Raw genomic sequence first — 15,370 nt, 5'->3', positions numbered from 1 at the left:
CCAAATTCAGTCAATTTCCATTCGTTTGCGGGCGGATCATATTGTGACGGTAACGCAAACACGGAGACGAAACATGACCAAGATCGCAATTCTGGGTGCCAATGGCCGGCTCGGCCGCGTGGTTGCCAAGGCCTTCATCGACGCCGGCTATGATGTCCGCGCCATCACCCGCAGCGGCAAGATACCGGCAGAACTCACCGGCTCCACCGCCGTCGCCGGCGACGGGCTCGATCGCGAAGCGCTTATCCGCGCCACCGAAGGCGTCGACATCATCTTCAACGGCCTCAACCCGCTCTACACCGACTGGGGCAAGTGCCTGCCGATGGCCGAGAACGTCATGGCCGCGTGCCGGGCGAACCACGCATTGCACCTCGCTCCCGGCAGCGTTTACAATTACGGCTCGCCGATGCCGGCGGTCATTACCGAAGACACGCCATTCCACCCGACGACAGAAAAGGGCCGCATCCGCGTCGCCATGGAAGACCTCTTTCGCCGCGAGGCCGAAGCAGGCCGAGTAAGCACCATTCTGCTGCGAGCCGGCGATTTCTTCGGCGGCACCGGCACCGGATCGTGGTTCGATCTGATCGTGGCCGCCAAGATGGACAAGGGCGTCTATACCGCCCCTGGGCCGGCCGATCTCGTGCATGAATGGGCCTATCTGCCTGATATGGCCAAGGCTTTCGTCGGACTGACTGAGAATCTCGCCAAGCTCGGCGCCTACGAGGCGCTGAACTTTCCCGGCCACGCCGTTACCGATCTGGAGATCAAGGCGGCCGCGGAGCAGGCGCTCGGGCGCACGCTGAAACTGACCTCGATGCCGTGGTGGGTGCTGCGCGCCGGCAGTCCGTTCGTGGCGATGTGGCGCGAACTCGTCTCGATGTCCTATCTCCGCTTCGAGCCACACCAGCTGACCTCGGCAAGGCTGGAAGGCATCATCGGTACGATCCCGCATACGCCGTTGGGTAGGGCGGTGGCAGCGGCTCTCGATGATATCGGTGTCGCCACGATTGATGGCGTTTCGAAAGCTGCCTGAAACGGAAAGCGGCCATTACCCAACGCATGGATCCGAACCGAAGGCTCGGAAAGGACCATGCGCAAAATCAAATGCTACAGCGCTGTGAGTCCAAAAGGACGCGCAGCGCTGAAGCATTCGTGCACACCAATCTCCGGGTCAAATCCTGCCCATCAGCAGCAACACCAGCAGTACGATCAGGATGACGCCAACAATGCCGGAGGGACCATAACCCCAGGAACGCGAATGAGGCCATGCCGGCACCGCGCCGATCAGAATGAGGATCAGAATGATGACGAGAATGGTGCTGAGCGTCATGAGAAACTCCCCGCTTTGAGGTGTCGCATGACAGGACAATGCAAAAGGCCGCTGGGTTGTTCCCGGCGGCCTTTTCTTTGCGCGACCAAAATACGCGCGGCACTCCAAGCAAAGTTGGCCTATTCGGCGGCCTTCGGGAAGGCGAACGCCGGCTCGTCAAGCGAGCCCGGTCTTGCGGAGGTCTCGACAGTCGCACCGACTGTCTTGCCGCGCCGGAACACCCGACGGAAGAATGCATAGAAGCGGCTGTTCTTACTACGCGTGAACACCATCAGCATCGACGGTGTCACCACCAGCGTCAGCAAGGTGGCGAAGGACAGGCCGAAGACGATCGCCGACGACAATGAAATCCACCATTGCGTCGACGGCGCGTTGATCGTCGTCTCGTGATGGAAGATTTCGAGACCGAGGCCGAAAGCGATCGGCAGCACGCCGAGAATCGCCGACACCGCCGTCAGCACGACCGGGCGGGCGCGTTCGCGGCAGGTCTGCAGCACCGCGTCCATCTTGTCCCAGCCTTCTTCGCGCAGCCGGTCATAGGTGTCGATCAGCACGATGTTGTTGTTCACCACCACACCGGCCAGCGCGATGACGCCGATGCCCGACATGACGATGCCGAACGCCTCTCCAGTCAACAGCAATCCCAGGAACACGCCGACCGTCGCCATGACCACGCAGGACAGCACCAGCCAGACGCTGGTGAACTTATTGAACTGCATCAGAAGCACCAGGAAGATCAGGAAGATCGCCGCACCGAAGGCCTTGCTAAGGAAGGCGCTGGCCTCGGCGCTGTCCTCGTTCGAGCCGGCGAGCTTCCAGCGTATGTCGCTGCCGAGCTCCATATCGGCGACCGCCTGGCTGACCTGCTGCTGGACAAAAGCGACCTGCTCGCCGGCGGCGACATTGGCCTGGACGACCACCGTGCGCGCGCCGTCGATGCGGTTGAGGATACCAACGGTCGGCTCGGGCTTGCGCACGACGAAATTCGAGATCGGCACCGACCCTTGCGAAGTCTGCACCCTGAGGTCATCGAGTGTCGACAGCGTGCGCCGGTCCTCGGGCAGACGCAGCCTGATGTCGACGGCGTCGTCAGCACCGGCTGGCCGGTATTCACTGAGCTTCAGCCCGTTCGTCACCAGTTGCACCACCGTTCCGACCGAGGTCGGGCTGATGCCGTATTGTGCCGCTTTGGCGCGATCGACGTCGAGCGCCCAGTCGACGCCGGGCGGCGGCAGGCCGTCGGAAATATCGATGACGCCGGGCACCTTGGCAATGCGCGCGGCGACGGCGCGCGCATTGTCGTCGAGGCCTTCCGGGTCGACGGCCGAAAGCCTGATCTGGATCGGCTTGCCGGTGGGCGGGCCGGCCTCGGGCACGCGAACCTCGACGTCGACGCCGGGAATGCCGGCCATGACGCCGCGCAATTCGTCCAGGATCGCGTTCGCCGATTTGCGCTCGCGCCAGTCGACGAACTCGTACTGGATCACGCCGACCACGTCTTCCGGAATATCCTGGCCGCCGCCTTGCGTCTTGCCGACACGGGTATAGACCGATTTCACGCCCGGCCAGCCGAGAAGCCGGTTTTCCGCGGTCGTTGTGGCGGCATCCATTTCTGCGAGCGAAAGGTTGCCGCGGGCGTGCACATAGAGCAGGCCGTAGTCAGGCTCGACATTCGGGAAGAACTCGACGCCGGCGCCATATTTCGAATAGGCAAAACCGACACCGAACAAAAGGCCGACGGTGAGTAGAAGCACGGTGATGGGAAAGCGCACCGCCTGCTTGACCACAGCCATGTACCAGCCGTCGCGATTGTCATTCTCGTGATGCGGCGGCGCCTTGGCGAACAAGGCGCCCAGCGCCGGTGCAAAGACCAGCGCATAGAGCATCGAGGCCGAGAGCGTGACGATCAGCGTGATCGGCATGTATTTCATGAAATCGCCGATGATGCCTGGCCAGAACAACAGCGGCGAAAAGGCGGCGATGCGCGTCATCGTCGCGGCGATGACCGGACCGGCCATGCGCTTGGCGGCAAGCGCGAAGGCCTCTGCCTTCGGCATGCCTTCGCTCATCCGCCGCTCGGCGAATTCGGTGACGATGATGGCGTCGTCGACGAGCATGCCGACCGCCAGGATGAGGCTGAACAGCACGATCATGTTGATCGTGTAGCCCATCATGGCCAACAGCAGGATGCCGATCAGGAAGGACGATGGAATGGCCAGTCCGATCAGCAGCGAGGCACGGCCCGACAGTGCATAGAGAATGACGATGAACACCAGGATCACGGCGATCATGACGTGGTTCTGCAGATCGCCGAGCAACTGGTTGACGAAGACCGATTTGTCCTGCGTGTAGGTGACGTGCATGCCTTCCGGCATGGTCTTTATGAAGGCATCGGACACGGTCCTCACCTGGGCGATCGTGTCGATCAGGTTGGAGCCGATGCGCTTCTTCACCTCGATGGCGATCGCCGGCTTGCCGTCGAGACGGGTTACCGTCTCAGCGTCCTTGAAGGTGGAGCGGACGGTGGCGATATCCTTGGCCTGTACCACGGCATTGGGGCCGGCGACGACCGGAAGCGCCGCCACGTCCTCCGGCGTCTCGATCAGCGACGGCACCTTGACGGCGTATTTGCCCTCGGACCCTTCGATGTTGCCGGCGGCGACAAGACTGTTGGAATCGCCGACCGCACCGATCAGCTGCTCGAGCTGCAGCCCGTAGGAAGACAGTTTCATCGGATCGATGACGACTTCGACGAGATCGTCGCGCGCACCTTGCAGCGCGCCTTCCAGCACGCCCGGCACTTCCTCGATGCGGTCGCGCAACTCGCGCGCCGCCGCCGTGAGCATGCGCTCGGGCACTTCGCCCGACAGCGTCACGACAAGGACGGGGAATTCGGAGACGTTGACTTCGGAGACTACAGGCTCCTCGGCTGCCTGCGGCAGGTCGGCCTTGCCGTCCTGGACCTTGCTGCGTGTGTCCTGCAACGCCGTCGCCAGATCCGTCTGCGGGTGGAATTCGACCAGCACATAGCCGCCGCCCTGGAAGGCGGCCGAGCGCATCTCCTTGAGACCCTTGAGGCTCTTCAGCTTGGCTTCCATCGGCCGCAGCAGAAGGCGCTCCGAATCCTCGGGCGAGATGCCCTGATAGATCAGGCTGACATACATCATGGGAATCGGAACGTCGGGTTCCGCTTCCTTGGGTGTCGACTGATAGGCGACCGCACCCGCGAGGATGAGGAAGACCAGGACCGAAATGGTCAGCCGGGCATTGCTGATTGCGAGTTTGACGATATCCATGATTACTGCGTCCCGGCCGTCGCTTCGCCCAACAGCTTCTGGATGGTCGCCTGGTCGGCCTCGACCGGCTTGACCACTTCGCCTTCCTTCACCAGTTCCTGGCCGGCGACGATGATGCGCGCATCGGCAGGGATGCCGCCGAGCACCAGGCCGGTTGGCGTGTCGTCGACCAAGTCGATCGGGAAGAACACGACCTTGTCGTCCTTGTCGACGGCGCGAATGCCGAGGTCGCCCTTGTCGCCCAGCGTCACCACGGAGCGCGGCAGCATGACTGCGTCGGTCGGCTGGGCGCTCAGCGCGATCTCGGCGGTCATCCCGGCCGGAATGGTGCCCTCGGGGTTGGGGATTGCGATCTCGACGCGGAAGGTGCGGGTGGCGGACGAGGCGTCGCGGCTGATATAGCGCACGGTGCCCTCGACATTCTGGCCGCTGACCAATCGTACATTCGCCTTGTCGCCGATCTTCAGATAGCCGAGATCACGTTCGCTGACCTCGCCGCGGGCGATCACCGGATCGAGGCTCAGAATGGTCGCCACTTCGCCGCCCTGCATCACGGAACTGCCGAGCTCCACCGGTACACGGTCGATGACGCCGTCAAACGGCGCCTTCACCTCGTTGCGGTCGAGCTCGGCCTGCGCGGCTTCCAGGTGCGACTGGGCTAGCGTCAGGCTGGAGCGAGCCGTATCGAGCTGCAGCTTGGGCAGATTGCCGGTTTTCATCAGCCGCAATGCTGCATCGAGTTCGGCCCGACGCTGAACCAGAAGCTGCTTGGCGTTGCTGACCGCCGAGAGCTTTTCCTCGGCTGCCAACATCAGCACGAGGTCGCCGGTCGTGACGCGCTGTCCCTGCTTGACCGGCAGCTTGTCGATGACGCCGGCGACGCGCGTCGCCAGGACCGCGCGCTTGTCGGCTTCGGTCAGTCCGGAAATGCGGATGGCGCGCGCATAGGTACGCCTAGGCGGGGTTATGATCGCGACGGTGCGCAACGGCGCCTTGGGCTGCTCTGCCTCAGCGGGCTTGGCCTGGCCGGCGTCAGCCGCCTTTGGCTGCTCGACCTCCCCCGCCTTGGGTTTATCGGCGGCCGCGCTGCCGACGGACGAGAACTCGCCCGTCACCATCCATGCAGCGAACCCGACAAGCACAACAATGGCTGCAAGCTTGTGAAACCTGTATTTCGGCATCGTCGTTTTTCCATTGCGCGGAGTTCGGCCAGGCCGCGTCTTCTAACTCGGCGCGTCGCCGATATGGGTGCGCGCAAGGCCGTGTTCAACTTGCCGTGATCGGCGAACGAGCTTCTACATCAAAGTTGCACCGCAATATAGTCAGAAAAGTTGATGGGTAATACTTCGCTGGACAGGATGCGCCCGCCGCCGTCAGGCGCGCCGGACCAGCGCGGCCGTTCGTCTGCGACATCGCACTCCGCGCAGCGCGGATGCGAAAGCAACCGCTAGGCCGCGTTCCTCGGGCAAGTCTTGGCTGCATCGACCGTCATCGGTGCCGTGCCTTGGCTTTCCTCTGCCGCTGGGGAGGCGCCATCGAAACAGCATGGCAGCAACTGTCAGCATGATGGCAATACTTCATGCAAAGGTCACCTCCTTCGACAAGGGCAGTGTCCGGATGCGCTTGCCTGCTAGTGCGAAGATGGCGTTGGCGAGTGCCGGTGCCGCCGGCGGCGTGCCGACTTCGCCGACGCCGCCCATCTTGTGAAAATTCTCCAGGATGGCGACTTCGAACGCCGGACACTGGGAGATGCGCATGGCGTCGTAGTCATGAAAATTCGACTGTTCGACCATGCCGTCGGCGAAAGTAATTTCCTGACCCATCGCTGCCGACAGGCCGTAGATGGCGGCGGAGACGAGTTGCGCCTCGATGATATCAGGATCGAGCGCGGTGCCGACATCGGCGGCGATCCACACCTTCTCAATGCGGATTCCGGACGGCGTGTCGGCGACCTGGACGATCTCACCGACCCAACTGCCGAAGGACAGCGTGAACGCCATGCCCTTGGCCTTGCCGGCGGGCAGCGCCTCGCCCCATTTCGCCATCGCGGCGACCTTCTCGACAACTTTCACCGCCGCCGGATAGGCAGCCATCAGCGTCTTGCGCAGTTCGACCGGATCGACTTTCCCGGCGGTGGCGATCTCGTCCATGAAGCCCTCATGAAAGAAGCCGTTGATCGAGCAGCCGACCGATCGCCAGAAGCCGACCGGGATGGAGGTGGGCGCAGCAATGCCGCTGACCCGGTAATTCGGGATGGTGTAGGGCTGGTCGTAGGCCCCATCGACAATGGACTTGTCGGGGCCAAGCGGCGGGATCGAGGGAAACAACCGGCGCAAGGTGCTGGCTATCAGCGATGGCGAGGCGATTGTCATGTCGACGGCGAACGGTATGCCGTCGTTGCCAAGCCGCGCCTGGAATTTGCCGACCGAAGCCGGCCGGTAGGCGTCGTGGCGCATGTCCTCCTCGCGCGTCCAAATCACCTTGATTGGCCGGCCTGCCGTTTCTTTCGCCATCAGCGCAGCACAGAGCGCATAATCCACCTCGATACGTCGGCCGAAGCCGCCGCCCATGAAGGTGGTGTGGACGCTGACCTTGTCCTGCTCAATGCCGACAGCATTGGCGCAAAGCTGCCGTACCAAGGTCGGCGCCTGGTTGCCGCACCAGATGTCGAGGACGCCGTCCTTCAGCCGCGCCGTGGCGTTCATCGGCTCCATCGTCGCATGTGCCAGATAAGGCACCGCATAGTCGGCCTCGACGATCCTTTCGCGCGGCGCATCGGCGAAGGCGGTATCGACATCGCCATCGTCGCGCATCACCGACCCTTTGGTGCCGAGCGCCTGCTTCAGCACCTCGGAAATGCCGGCGCTGTCCAGCGGATATTCGGGATCGGCCCATTCGGCGTCGATCGCCTCCGCCGCCTTGAACGCCGCCCAGGTGTTTTCTGCGATGATGCCGAAGCCGTGGCCGTAATTCGTGTCGATCGGCACGATCTTGATCACGCCAGGCATTTTCTCGGCGTTGGAGAAATCCGCCTTGACCGGCTTGGCCCAGAAGCGCGGGCTCATCTTGACCGTGCCGTACAGCATCTCCGGCAGCGTCACGTCGATGCCGAAGATCGGCGCCCCGGTGACCTTGGCCAGCATGTCGATGCGTCTTTGCGGTTTGCCGAGCAGTTTCCAGTCGGCTTTGTCTTTGAGCCTGATTTCCGCGGGCGGCGCCATCGTCGCGGCGGTCGCGGCGACAGCGCCATAGGTCAGCGACTTGCCCGACGCCTTGTGCAGGATCGAGCCATTGGCCGTTTCCAGATCGGCGGCAGCTATACCGAACTTTTGCGCGGCCGCTGCAATCAGCATCTGCCGCGCGGCGGCGCCTGCCTGCCGCATCTTGCCGAAACCATCGAGCGTCGATGTCGAACCGCCGGTGCCTTGCAGGGCGAGGAATTTTCCGACCACGCCCATGCCGGCGCGCACTATTTCCGCGGTCATGCTTTCGTTGAAGAAGGCGAACGGACCGCCCTCTTCCAGGATCGCCGCATTGAAATAGGCGTAGGAGGCCGGGCCGTGCTCGACCTTGATCTGGTCGAGCCCGACATCGAGCTCTTCGGCAACCATGGCAGCAAGCGTCGTCGAGATACCTTGGCCCATCTCGGCGCGCGGCGCGACGATGGTGATGGTGTTGTCGGCGCCGATCTTCACATAGGGGTTGAAGGTCGCTTCATCAGCGGCGAGGTAGCCTTCCAGCGGATTCGGGTAGGGTTTGCGGTAGTAATAGTAACCGACAGCGATGCCGCCCGCGATGGCAGCCGCTCCGATGAGAAACGTGCGGCGTGCGATCTTTCCGACACTGGCCATGGTCAGATCCCCGCCGTCTTGAGCACGACCGCTCTTTTGATCGCCGCACGGATCTTCGGGTAGGTGCCGCAGCGGCAGAGATTGCCGCCCATGGCATCGTCGATGTCGGCATCGGTCGGGTCGGCAACCTCGTCGAGCAACGCCACCGCGCTCATGATCTGGCCGGCCTGGCAGTAACCGCATTGGGCGACCTGCTCTTCCAGCCATGCCTGCTGTACCAGATGCAGTCTGCCTTCGGTACCGATGCCTTCGATCGTGGTGACCGCGCCGGTGACCTCACCGACCGGCAATGAACAGGAGCGCACCGGCTGGCCGTCGACATGCACCGTGCAGGCGCCGCAGGCGGCGATGCCGCAGCCGAACTTCGGCCCGGTCTTGCCCATGAGATCGCGCAGCGCCCACAGCAGCGGCATTTCGGGATCGGCATTGACGTCGAATGCCTGCCCGTCGACGGTGAGGCGCATCGGGATACCCTTTGTTGTCGTCCACAGCCCGAGGCAAAAGGACGGTCGGCCATTTCGTCCTCATACATCTTGACAAATTACGTCATTTTGTCAACAGAGCTTTTGCAGGATAAAGTCGCGCCATGATCGAGATCGAGGACATCGCCACCGACCCCAAGCGCGTCCGCATTCTGGACAGCGCGATGAAGGTGTTTCTGGCCTATGGTTTCGCCCGCACCACCATGGACGACATTGCGCGTGCCGCCGACATGTCGCGGCCGGCGCTTTATCTCCAGTTCAAGAACAAGACCGAAATTTATCGCGCCATCGCGTTGATGCTGCTCTCCCGCTCGCTCGAGCAGGCGAAAACGGCACTCGCCGGCGAAGAACCATTTGCCGAGCGCACGATGCGGGCCATCGACGAAGCGCTGATCTCGATGACGCGCACCGTCCACGCCTCGCCGCATGGCGCCGAACTCCTCGACATGAAGTCGAGTCTCGCCGACTTGATCGGCTGCTGGCGCAGCCGGTTTGCCGAGCATATCGCCGCAGCGATCCAGAGCGAGGCCGGACGCAATGGCGTCGATCTCACCGCCAAGGGCTTGTCGGCAAAATTGCTGGCCGACATGCTGCTCGACGGGCTGGAAGGCATGAAGATGCGCATCAGCGATCCGGACGAGCAGCGGCGGGCCGCGGCCGCGCTGATCAAGGTGATCGATCTAGCCTTGCAAAAAAGCTGACAATTCAAAACGCCTCAGGCTCGGCGACGCGCTGCTTCGGGCTTCTTGCGTGCCGCGAGGAACTCCTTGACCCGCCGCCCTGGTGCCGGACCACGCACCGGCTTGAAGCCGTCATCGAGTTCGCCTGAGAGATCAAGCGTCGGCCGCTTGCCGACGGCGTCGTAATTCTCCTCCAGCCAGTCGCTGGCGGCGGTGCGGCCAAGGTCGCGCAGATAGGTCAGGAACGCCCATTCGGCATTGACCTTGGACGATGCCGACAGGTCCTTGAACGCCTCGTCGGCATCGATGCGGTGCATGCGGATGTCGCGGTATTCGCCATGCGGCAGCCGGCCGGCTGCAATCAGCTCCTTGATGAAGGCGATCGAGCGGAATTCGCGCAAGAGTCCGGCGTTGAAGGTGATCTCGTCGATGCGATTCTGGATTTCGTTGGCGCTCTTCGGCGTCCCCTCGCGGACCACCGGATTGATCTGCACCAAAAGCACGTCCTCGGTGGCAGTCGTCTTGAAGAACGGGAACAGCGCCGGATTGCCGCCATAGCCGCCATCCCAGTAGGGCACCCCCTTGATCTCGACGGCGCGGAACAGCTGCGGCAGGCAAGCCGACGCCATCACCGTGTCGAGGTCGATCTCGCCATCGGAAAAGACGCGTAACTGCCCGGTCTCGACATTGGTCGCGGAGATGAACAGTTCCATCGACTTGCAGGCGCGCACATTGCCGAAATCGATCTCCTTTTCAATCACGTCGCGCAGCGGATTGAGGCCGAGCGGGTTGGCGACATAGGGCGAAAACACCCGCGACATGGTGTCGAAAAAGAGATAGCCCGGCGTGTTCTCGATCGACCAATTGCCCCAGGCCACGTCCCACGGCATGCGCTGCACCGGGCTGAACCGGCCCTTCCGCGCCACCGCGCGCCAGAAATCGTCGAGCTTCTGCCGCGCGCCCTCGACGCCGCCGCGGACGAACCCGTCGGCCAGCGCCACCGCGTTCATGGCGCCGGCGCTGGTGCCCGAAACCGCCGCGATGTCGAGCCGCCCGTCCTCCAGCAACTGGTCGAGCACCCCCCAGGAGAAGGCGCCGTGCGAGCCGCCACCCTGCAGCGCGACGTTGATCTTCTTGGGCTCCTCCACCTTGCCGTTCGTCGTCATGGCGTTGCCCTTGATTTGTCGGCCAGATTTGTTCGCACGCTCAAATTCACTGGGCGGTCCAGCCGCCGTCGACCGAAACATGCGTGCCGTTGATCTGCGCTGCCGCATCCGAACACAGGAACACCGCGGCAGCCGCAACCTGCTCGACCGTGACGAATTCCTTGGTCGGCTGCTTTTCGAGCATGACCTCGCGGACCACAGTGTCGCGGTCCATCTTGTTCGCCTTCATCTGGTCGGGGATCTGCGCCTCGACCAGCGGCGTCAGCACATAGCCGGGGCAGATGGCGTTGCAGGTGATCTTGTCGCGCGCCAGTTCCAAAGCGACCGTCTTGGTCAGCCCCATGATGCCGTGCTTGGCCGAGACATAAGCCGATTTGAACGGCGAGGCGACCAGCCCGTGGGCCGAGGCGATGTTGACGATCCTGCCGCCGCCGGCTTGTTTCATCAGCGGGATCGCGGCAGCGATGGTGTGGAAGGCCGACGACAAATTGATGGCAATGATCGCGTCCCATTTCTCGATGGGAAATTCTTCCACCGGCGCGACATGCTGGATGCCGGCATTGTTGACCAGGATGTCGACCGAGCCGAACGTCTCGGCTGCTTTCTCGATCAAAGCCCGGCATTCGGCCGGCTTCGACATGTCTGCCTTGATATAGACGGTCTTCACGCCGTGATGTTTGGCGATCGCATCGGTGATGGCCTGATCGTCGGCAGTGTCGGAAAAGGAATTGACGACGACATTGCAGCCGTCGGCCGCGAGCGCATGGGCGATGGCCAGGCCGATGCCCGAGGTGGAACCGGTGATGATGGCGGTTTTTCTGCTGGGCAAGGCGAAATCCTTCAGTACGGTGCTAACGGAAGCATATTGCAGTGCAGCATATATGTCTCGTGCGGCGCAAGAACAGCGGCGCGGATTGGCGATGACATGAAATTTTTGTCATGAATGAGGACACCCTCACTCGAAGTTGTGCGCCTGACAGACCGTGTGAAAACAGTTTGTCAGCGATCCCGGGTAGCCACTTCGGGGTGCTCCTGAGATTGCGTTTTGGATGAAATCCGGCTCATGAAAAGATGGAGAGCTCTGCGCGCGGCGAGCGATGGCGGCTCGGACGGATGCCACTCCGGAAAATGACCATCGATCGCCATGCGCGCCAACCCGTAGACAAATGCGCGCGCGGCAAGCACCAGATGGTCGAAGTCGGTGTCCGGAGCAAGCCGACCTTCTTGTAGCGCTTGGGTCAGCAGGTCGATCATCTTTCGGCGAACGGCTTCATTCTGATCACGAAGACTATCCGACGCGTCGAAATCAATCAGCGTTCGAGAACTTATGATCTGGAAATGCGTCGGATTGCTGATCGCCCATTCCAGATAGCCTTGTCCGATCGCTTCGAAGGCCACGATGGGATCTGCGCTGTCGACTTTGGACTGTGCATCGGCAACGGCTTCGGTCAGCCGGTTCATGGCCTGTTCGGCGACAGCGGTCAGCAGTGCTGTTTTCGACCGAAAATGCCGGAATGGCGCGCCGGGCGAGACGCCGGCACGTTTTGCGGCCTCACGCACGGAGACATGCTCTGCTCCGCGCTCTTCGATGATCTCCACGGTAGCAGCGATCAAGGCCTCAACCAGATTGCCGTGATGATAGCGCTTGGGGTTGGCGGCTTCGCCGGAATCCGTTGGGTTGGTCATGCCTGCCCAATAGCACGAGGCCGAAATGTAATCACCGATTATTTTCTTGCGCCCGAGCGATTCCTATGTAATCAGTGATTACAACGTCAACGGAGGTTACCATGCTTCGCATCATCGCAACGACTGTCCTCGCTTTCTCTTTATTGTCGCTCGGGTCTGCCCAGGCCGAAGATCGGCCAACCCTGGAAATCGTCTGGCCGGTGGCCGGTTCGGTCATCGAACTCGGCAACGATCCCGAGAAGGCGATAGGCGTCATCGTCAGGAGCAACTTCACGCTGCTGCCAGCGGGTGAATGCGACGGCGTCGGCCAATGCGGCCACGTGCATATGAAGGTCGATCCCACCGGAGATACCTGCAACATCCCCGGCAAGCCGTACAACAGCATGAACAGCGACTTTGGCGGCGATCTTATCAAGGCTCGTTTCGGCCATTGTCCGGATGCCGCCGGCAAGCACGTGATCGGCGTGCTACTTGCCGATGATCATCACAAGCCCATTCTTGTGGACGGCAAACCCGTTACCGCTCTGGTGACGGTGACGACGAAATAATGCATGTCGCGCAAAAGTGTGCAGCGGTTTTGCGATAACGACATGCATAAAACAACAACCTAAAGCGCGTCGCATGAGGCCGATCAAACGCGACGCGCTTTAGCGTGGCCGGAGTCCCTCAGCCTCATTCGAGGCGGAGATTTTCTGACACGGTCTACTGATGAGAGATTTCGGCCGGGTTCGGTCCGGCCGGCGATCACGACATGGTGTCGAGCTTGCGCTGCATGGCGGCGATCTGTTCCTTCAACTCCTGAAGGTCGTCAGGTTTTTCCGACGTTTCTTTCCTGGGCGGCTCCGCCGGCGCTGCGGAAGAGCCATTCAAGCCTGCGGGTGGGAAGGGCGTGAACAGGCGCATGGCGTTCTGGAACATCTCCATATTGCGGCGCGTCTGCTCTTCCAGCGCTTTGATCGGCGTGGCGATCTTCATCATGTCCAGCGGCGACTTGCCCAACGCACCCTTCATCTGCTCGCGGAAGCGTTCCTGTTCCTTTGAGAAGGCGATCATCGATTGTTCGAGGAAGCTCGGCACGATCATCTGCATCTGGTCGCCGTAGAAGGCGATCAACTGGCGCAGGAATGGAATTGGCAGCATGTTCTGCCCTTCCTTGTTCTCCAGTTCGAAGATGATCTGGGTCAGCACCGGATGGGTGATGTCGTCGCCGGTCTTGGCGTCCTGGACGGTGAACTCCTCGCCCTTCTTGACCATTTCGGCAAGGTCCTCGAGCGTCACATAAGTGCTGGTGCCGGTGTTGTAGAGGCGGCGATTGGCATATTTCTTGATGATAATCGGTTCGTCTTTCGCGGCCATCAGCATCCTCCCAGGACACCGGCGCATTTGAGTAAGCTGCCGGTAACGATTGCGCCTTTTCAAGGATATGCGCAAAAGCGTCACAATTCCAAGCGGTTTGTGCAGTGCGGGATAAATTAATGCTGCATGGCGGCCCAAATATGCTGCGCAGCAATGCGCCAGACTGTTTCCACGATCGCGAGCGACCTGCTTGCGACGCATGGCCGTCATGCTCATTTCAGGTTTGACTTGGATCATTGAAAGGGCAAGAAAAGCCCTGACGATACCAAAACTCGATACCTCGAAGTCTGGAGAAGAACATGTCCGCTGCTATCGTTGTCGCCAGTGCGGCGCGCACGCCCGTCGGGTCCTTCAACGGCGCCTTTGCCGCCACCCCGGCGCATGAGCTTGGTGCCGTGGTCATCAAGGAACTGCTGTCCCGTGCCGGTGTCGAGCCGGCGGAGGTCGACGAGGTCATCCTCGGCCAGGTGCTGACCGCGGCTCAGGGCCAGAACCCCGCCCGCCAGGCATCTATCAATGCCGGCCTGCCAAAGGAAACCACGGCCTGGGGCCTCAATCAGGTTTGCGGCTCAGGTCTGCGCGCTATTGCTCTCGGCATGCAGCAGATCGCCGCCGGCGACGCCAAGGTGATCGTCGCCGGCGGGCAGGAATCGATGTCGCTGGCCCCGCACGCTCAACACCTGCGTGCCGGCGTCAAGATGGGCGACTACAAGATGATCGACACCATGATCAAGGACGGGCTTTGGGATGCCTTCAATGGCTATCACATGGGCAACACCGCCGAAAACGTCGCTCGCCAGTTCCAGATTACCCGCGAGGACCAGGACGGGCTCGCATTGGCCTCCCAGAACAAGGCAGAGGCCGCACAGAAGGCCGGCAAATTCAAAGACGAGATCGTGGCTTTCATCGTCAAGGGCAAGAAAGGCGACACGACAGTCGACCAAGACGAATATATCCGCCACGGCGCGACGATCGACGCCATGACCAAGCTAAGACCGGCCTTCGACAAGGACGGCACGGTGACCGCCGCCAATGCCTCCGGCATCAATGACGGCGCCGCCGCTGTGCTGCTGATGACCGAGGCGGAAGCCGCAAAGCGCGGCATCACGCCGCTGGCGCGCATCGTGTCCTGGGCGACGGCGGGTGTCGATCCGCAGATCATGGGCACCGGGCCTATTCCCGCCTCGCGCAAGGCGCTGGCCAAGGCCGGCTGGTCGGTCGGCGATCTCGACCTGGTCGAGGCCAACGAGGCCTTCGCCGCGCAGGCCTGCGCCGTCAACAAGGACATGGGCTGGGATCCGTCCATCGTCAATGTCAATGGCGGCGCCATCGCCATCGGCCATCCGATCGGCGCCTCAGGTGCCCGCATCTTCAACACGCTGGTTTACGAGATGCGCCGCCGCGGCGCCAAGAAGGGCCTCGCCACGCTGTGCATCGGCGGCGGCATGGGTGTCGCCATGTGCGTGGAAGCGCTATGAAGACAGACTACAGCGCCGGGCGTCCCTTGGGGCGCGCAAAGGACG

The 15,370-nt window shown here is 62.1% G+C and carries 13 protein-coding genes; 4 read left to right on the top strand and 9 right to left on the bottom strand.

Features of this window, described 5'->3' with window-relative positions:
- Window positions 1-73: 73 nt before the first annotated feature.
- Entirely contained in the window at window positions 74-1,033 is a 960-nt protein-coding gene (locus tag AC0NIE_RS07210) for an NAD-dependent epimerase/dehydratase family protein (protein WP_473486987.1), read from the top strand.
- 138 nt (window positions 1,034-1,171) lie between these two features.
- On the opposite strand, the gene AC0NIE_RS07205 is transcribed toward AC0NIE_RS07210, so the two are convergent.
- From AC0NIE_RS07205 to AC0NIE_RS07185, 5 genes are all read right to left on the bottom strand, one after another.
- Window positions 1,172-1,330 (bottom strand): DUF3309 family protein, encoded by a 159-nt coding sequence (locus AC0NIE_RS07205; RefSeq protein ID WP_036267059.1) that lies wholly within the window; start codon window positions 1,328-1,330, stop codon window positions 1,172-1,174.
- A gap of 119 nt (window positions 1,331-1,449) precedes the next feature.
- Window positions 1,450-4,626: an efflux RND transporter permease subunit gene (locus AC0NIE_RS07200; RefSeq protein ID WP_474046351.1), complete on the bottom strand. Its 3,177-nt coding sequence runs from the start codon at window positions 4,624-4,626 to the stop codon at window positions 1,450-1,452.
- Between the two features lie 2 nt (window positions 4,627-4,628).
- Window positions 4,629-5,807 carry an efflux RND transporter periplasmic adaptor subunit gene (locus tag AC0NIE_RS07195; protein WP_474046349.1) on the bottom strand — a complete coding sequence of 393 codons (1,179 nt, stop codon included), beginning with the start codon at window positions 5,805-5,807 and terminating at the stop codon, window positions 4,629-4,631.
- A gap of 396 nt (window positions 5,808-6,203) precedes the next feature.
- Window positions 6,204-8,477, bottom strand: a complete 2,274-nt coding sequence (locus tag AC0NIE_RS07190; protein ID WP_473486376.1) for a xanthine dehydrogenase family protein molybdopterin-binding subunit — start codon at window positions 8,475-8,477, stop codon at window positions 6,204-6,206.
- Window positions 8,478-8,479: 2 nt separating this feature from the next.
- Window positions 8,480-8,941: a (2Fe-2S)-binding protein gene (locus tag AC0NIE_RS07185; RefSeq protein ID WP_123150164.1), complete on the bottom strand. Its 462-nt coding sequence runs from the start codon at window positions 8,939-8,941 to the stop codon at window positions 8,480-8,482.
- A 122-nt stretch (window positions 8,942-9,063) separates the two neighbouring features.
- Between AC0NIE_RS07185 and AC0NIE_RS07180 the strand changes: the two genes are divergently transcribed.
- Window positions 9,064-9,660, top strand: a complete 597-nt coding sequence (locus AC0NIE_RS07180; RefSeq protein WP_473486375.1) for a TetR/AcrR family transcriptional regulator — start codon at window positions 9,064-9,066, stop codon at window positions 9,658-9,660.
- Between the two features lie 14 nt (window positions 9,661-9,674).
- On the opposite strand, the gene AC0NIE_RS07175 is transcribed toward AC0NIE_RS07180, so the two are convergent.
- The 3 genes from AC0NIE_RS07175 to AC0NIE_RS07165 form a co-directional block, all read right to left on the bottom strand.
- Window positions 9,675-10,805, bottom strand: a complete 1,131-nt coding sequence (locus tag AC0NIE_RS07175) for a patatin-like phospholipase family protein (RefSeq protein WP_473486374.1) — start codon at window positions 10,803-10,805, stop codon at window positions 9,675-9,677.
- Between the two features lie 46 nt (window positions 10,806-10,851).
- The gene (locus AC0NIE_RS07170; protein ID WP_473486373.1) at window positions 10,852-11,634 is read right to left on the bottom strand and encodes a 3-hydroxybutyrate dehydrogenase; all 783 of its coding nucleotides are present in this window, start codon (window positions 11,632-11,634) and stop codon (window positions 10,852-10,854) included.
- A 170-nt stretch (window positions 11,635-11,804) separates the two neighbouring features.
- Entirely contained in the window at window positions 11,805-12,491 is a 687-nt protein-coding gene (locus tag AC0NIE_RS07165) for a TetR/AcrR family transcriptional regulator (protein WP_473525651.1), read from the bottom strand.
- Window positions 12,492-12,592: 101 nt separating this feature from the next.
- Here AC0NIE_RS07165 and AC0NIE_RS07160 point away from each other — a divergent pair, with 101 nt between their 5' ends.
- The gene (locus AC0NIE_RS07160) at window positions 12,593-13,039 is read left to right on the top strand and encodes a hypothetical protein (protein ID WP_473486372.1); all 447 of its coding nucleotides are present in this window, start codon (window positions 12,593-12,595) and stop codon (window positions 13,037-13,039) included.
- A 196-nt stretch (window positions 13,040-13,235) separates the two neighbouring features.
- Here the strand turns inward: AC0NIE_RS07160 and phaR are convergent, their stop codons facing one another.
- On the bottom strand, window positions 13,236-13,847 hold the full coding sequence (gene phaR, locus AC0NIE_RS07155; protein WP_473486371.1) for a polyhydroxyalkanoate synthesis repressor PhaR: 612 nt from the start codon (window positions 13,845-13,847) through the stop codon (window positions 13,236-13,238).
- A gap of 299 nt (window positions 13,848-14,146) precedes the next feature.
- Here phaR and AC0NIE_RS07150 point away from each other — a divergent pair, with 299 nt between their 5' ends.
- Entirely contained in the window at window positions 14,147-15,325 is a 1,179-nt protein-coding gene (locus AC0NIE_RS07150) for an acetyl-CoA C-acetyltransferase (RefSeq protein ID WP_473486370.1), read from the top strand.
- Window positions 15,326-15,370: the final 45 nt, after the last annotated feature.

The sequence above is a fragment of the Mesorhizobium sp. WSM4842 genome (genome assembly GCF_055901575.1).
Note: the sequence above shows the minus strand (reverse complement) of the source record. Positions and strands in the feature narration are given on the sequence as shown.

Excerpts from the sequence above, each read along its gene's own strand:
- AC0NIE_RS07205 (WP_036267059.1), bottom strand. The coding sequence starts at position 1,330 with ATGACGCTCAGCACCATTCTCGTCATCATTCTGATCCTCATTCTGATC.
- AC0NIE_RS07210 (WP_473486987.1), top strand. The coding sequence starts at position 74 with ATGACCAAGATCGCAATTCTGGGTGCCAATGGCCGGCTCGGCCGCGTG.
- AC0NIE_RS07165 (WP_473525651.1), bottom strand. The coding sequence starts at position 12,491 with ATGACCAACCCAACGGATTCCGGCGAAGCCGCCAACCCCAAGCGCTAT.
- AC0NIE_RS07190 (WP_473486376.1), bottom strand. The coding sequence starts at position 8,477 with ATGGCCAGTGTCGGAAAGATCGCACGCCGCACGTTTCTCATCGGAGCG.
- AC0NIE_RS07160 (WP_473486372.1), top strand. The coding sequence starts at position 12,593 with ATGCTTCGCATCATCGCAACGACTGTCCTCGCTTTCTCTTTATTGTCG.
- AC0NIE_RS07185 (WP_123150164.1), bottom strand. The coding sequence starts at position 8,941 with ATGCGCCTCACCGTCGACGGGCAGGCATTCGACGTCAATGCCGATCCC.
- AC0NIE_RS07195 (WP_474046349.1), bottom strand. The coding sequence starts at position 5,807 with ATGCCGAAATACAGGTTTCACAAGCTTGCAGCCATTGTTGTGCTTGTC.
- phaR (WP_473486371.1), bottom strand. The coding sequence starts at position 13,847 with ATGGCCGCGAAAGACGAACCGATTATCATCAAGAAATATGCCAATCGC.
- AC0NIE_RS07150 (WP_473486370.1), top strand. The coding sequence starts at position 14,147 with ATGTCCGCTGCTATCGTTGTCGCCAGTGCGGCGCGCACGCCCGTCGGG.
- AC0NIE_RS07200 (WP_474046351.1), bottom strand. The coding sequence starts at position 4,626 with ATGGATATCGTCAAACTCGCAATCAGCAATGCCCGGCTGACCATTTCG.
- AC0NIE_RS07180 (WP_473486375.1), top strand. The coding sequence starts at position 9,064 with ATGATCGAGATCGAGGACATCGCCACCGACCCCAAGCGCGTCCGCATT.
- AC0NIE_RS07175 (WP_473486374.1), bottom strand. The coding sequence starts at position 10,805 with ATGACGACGAACGGCAAGGTGGAGGAGCCCAAGAAGATCAACGTCGCG.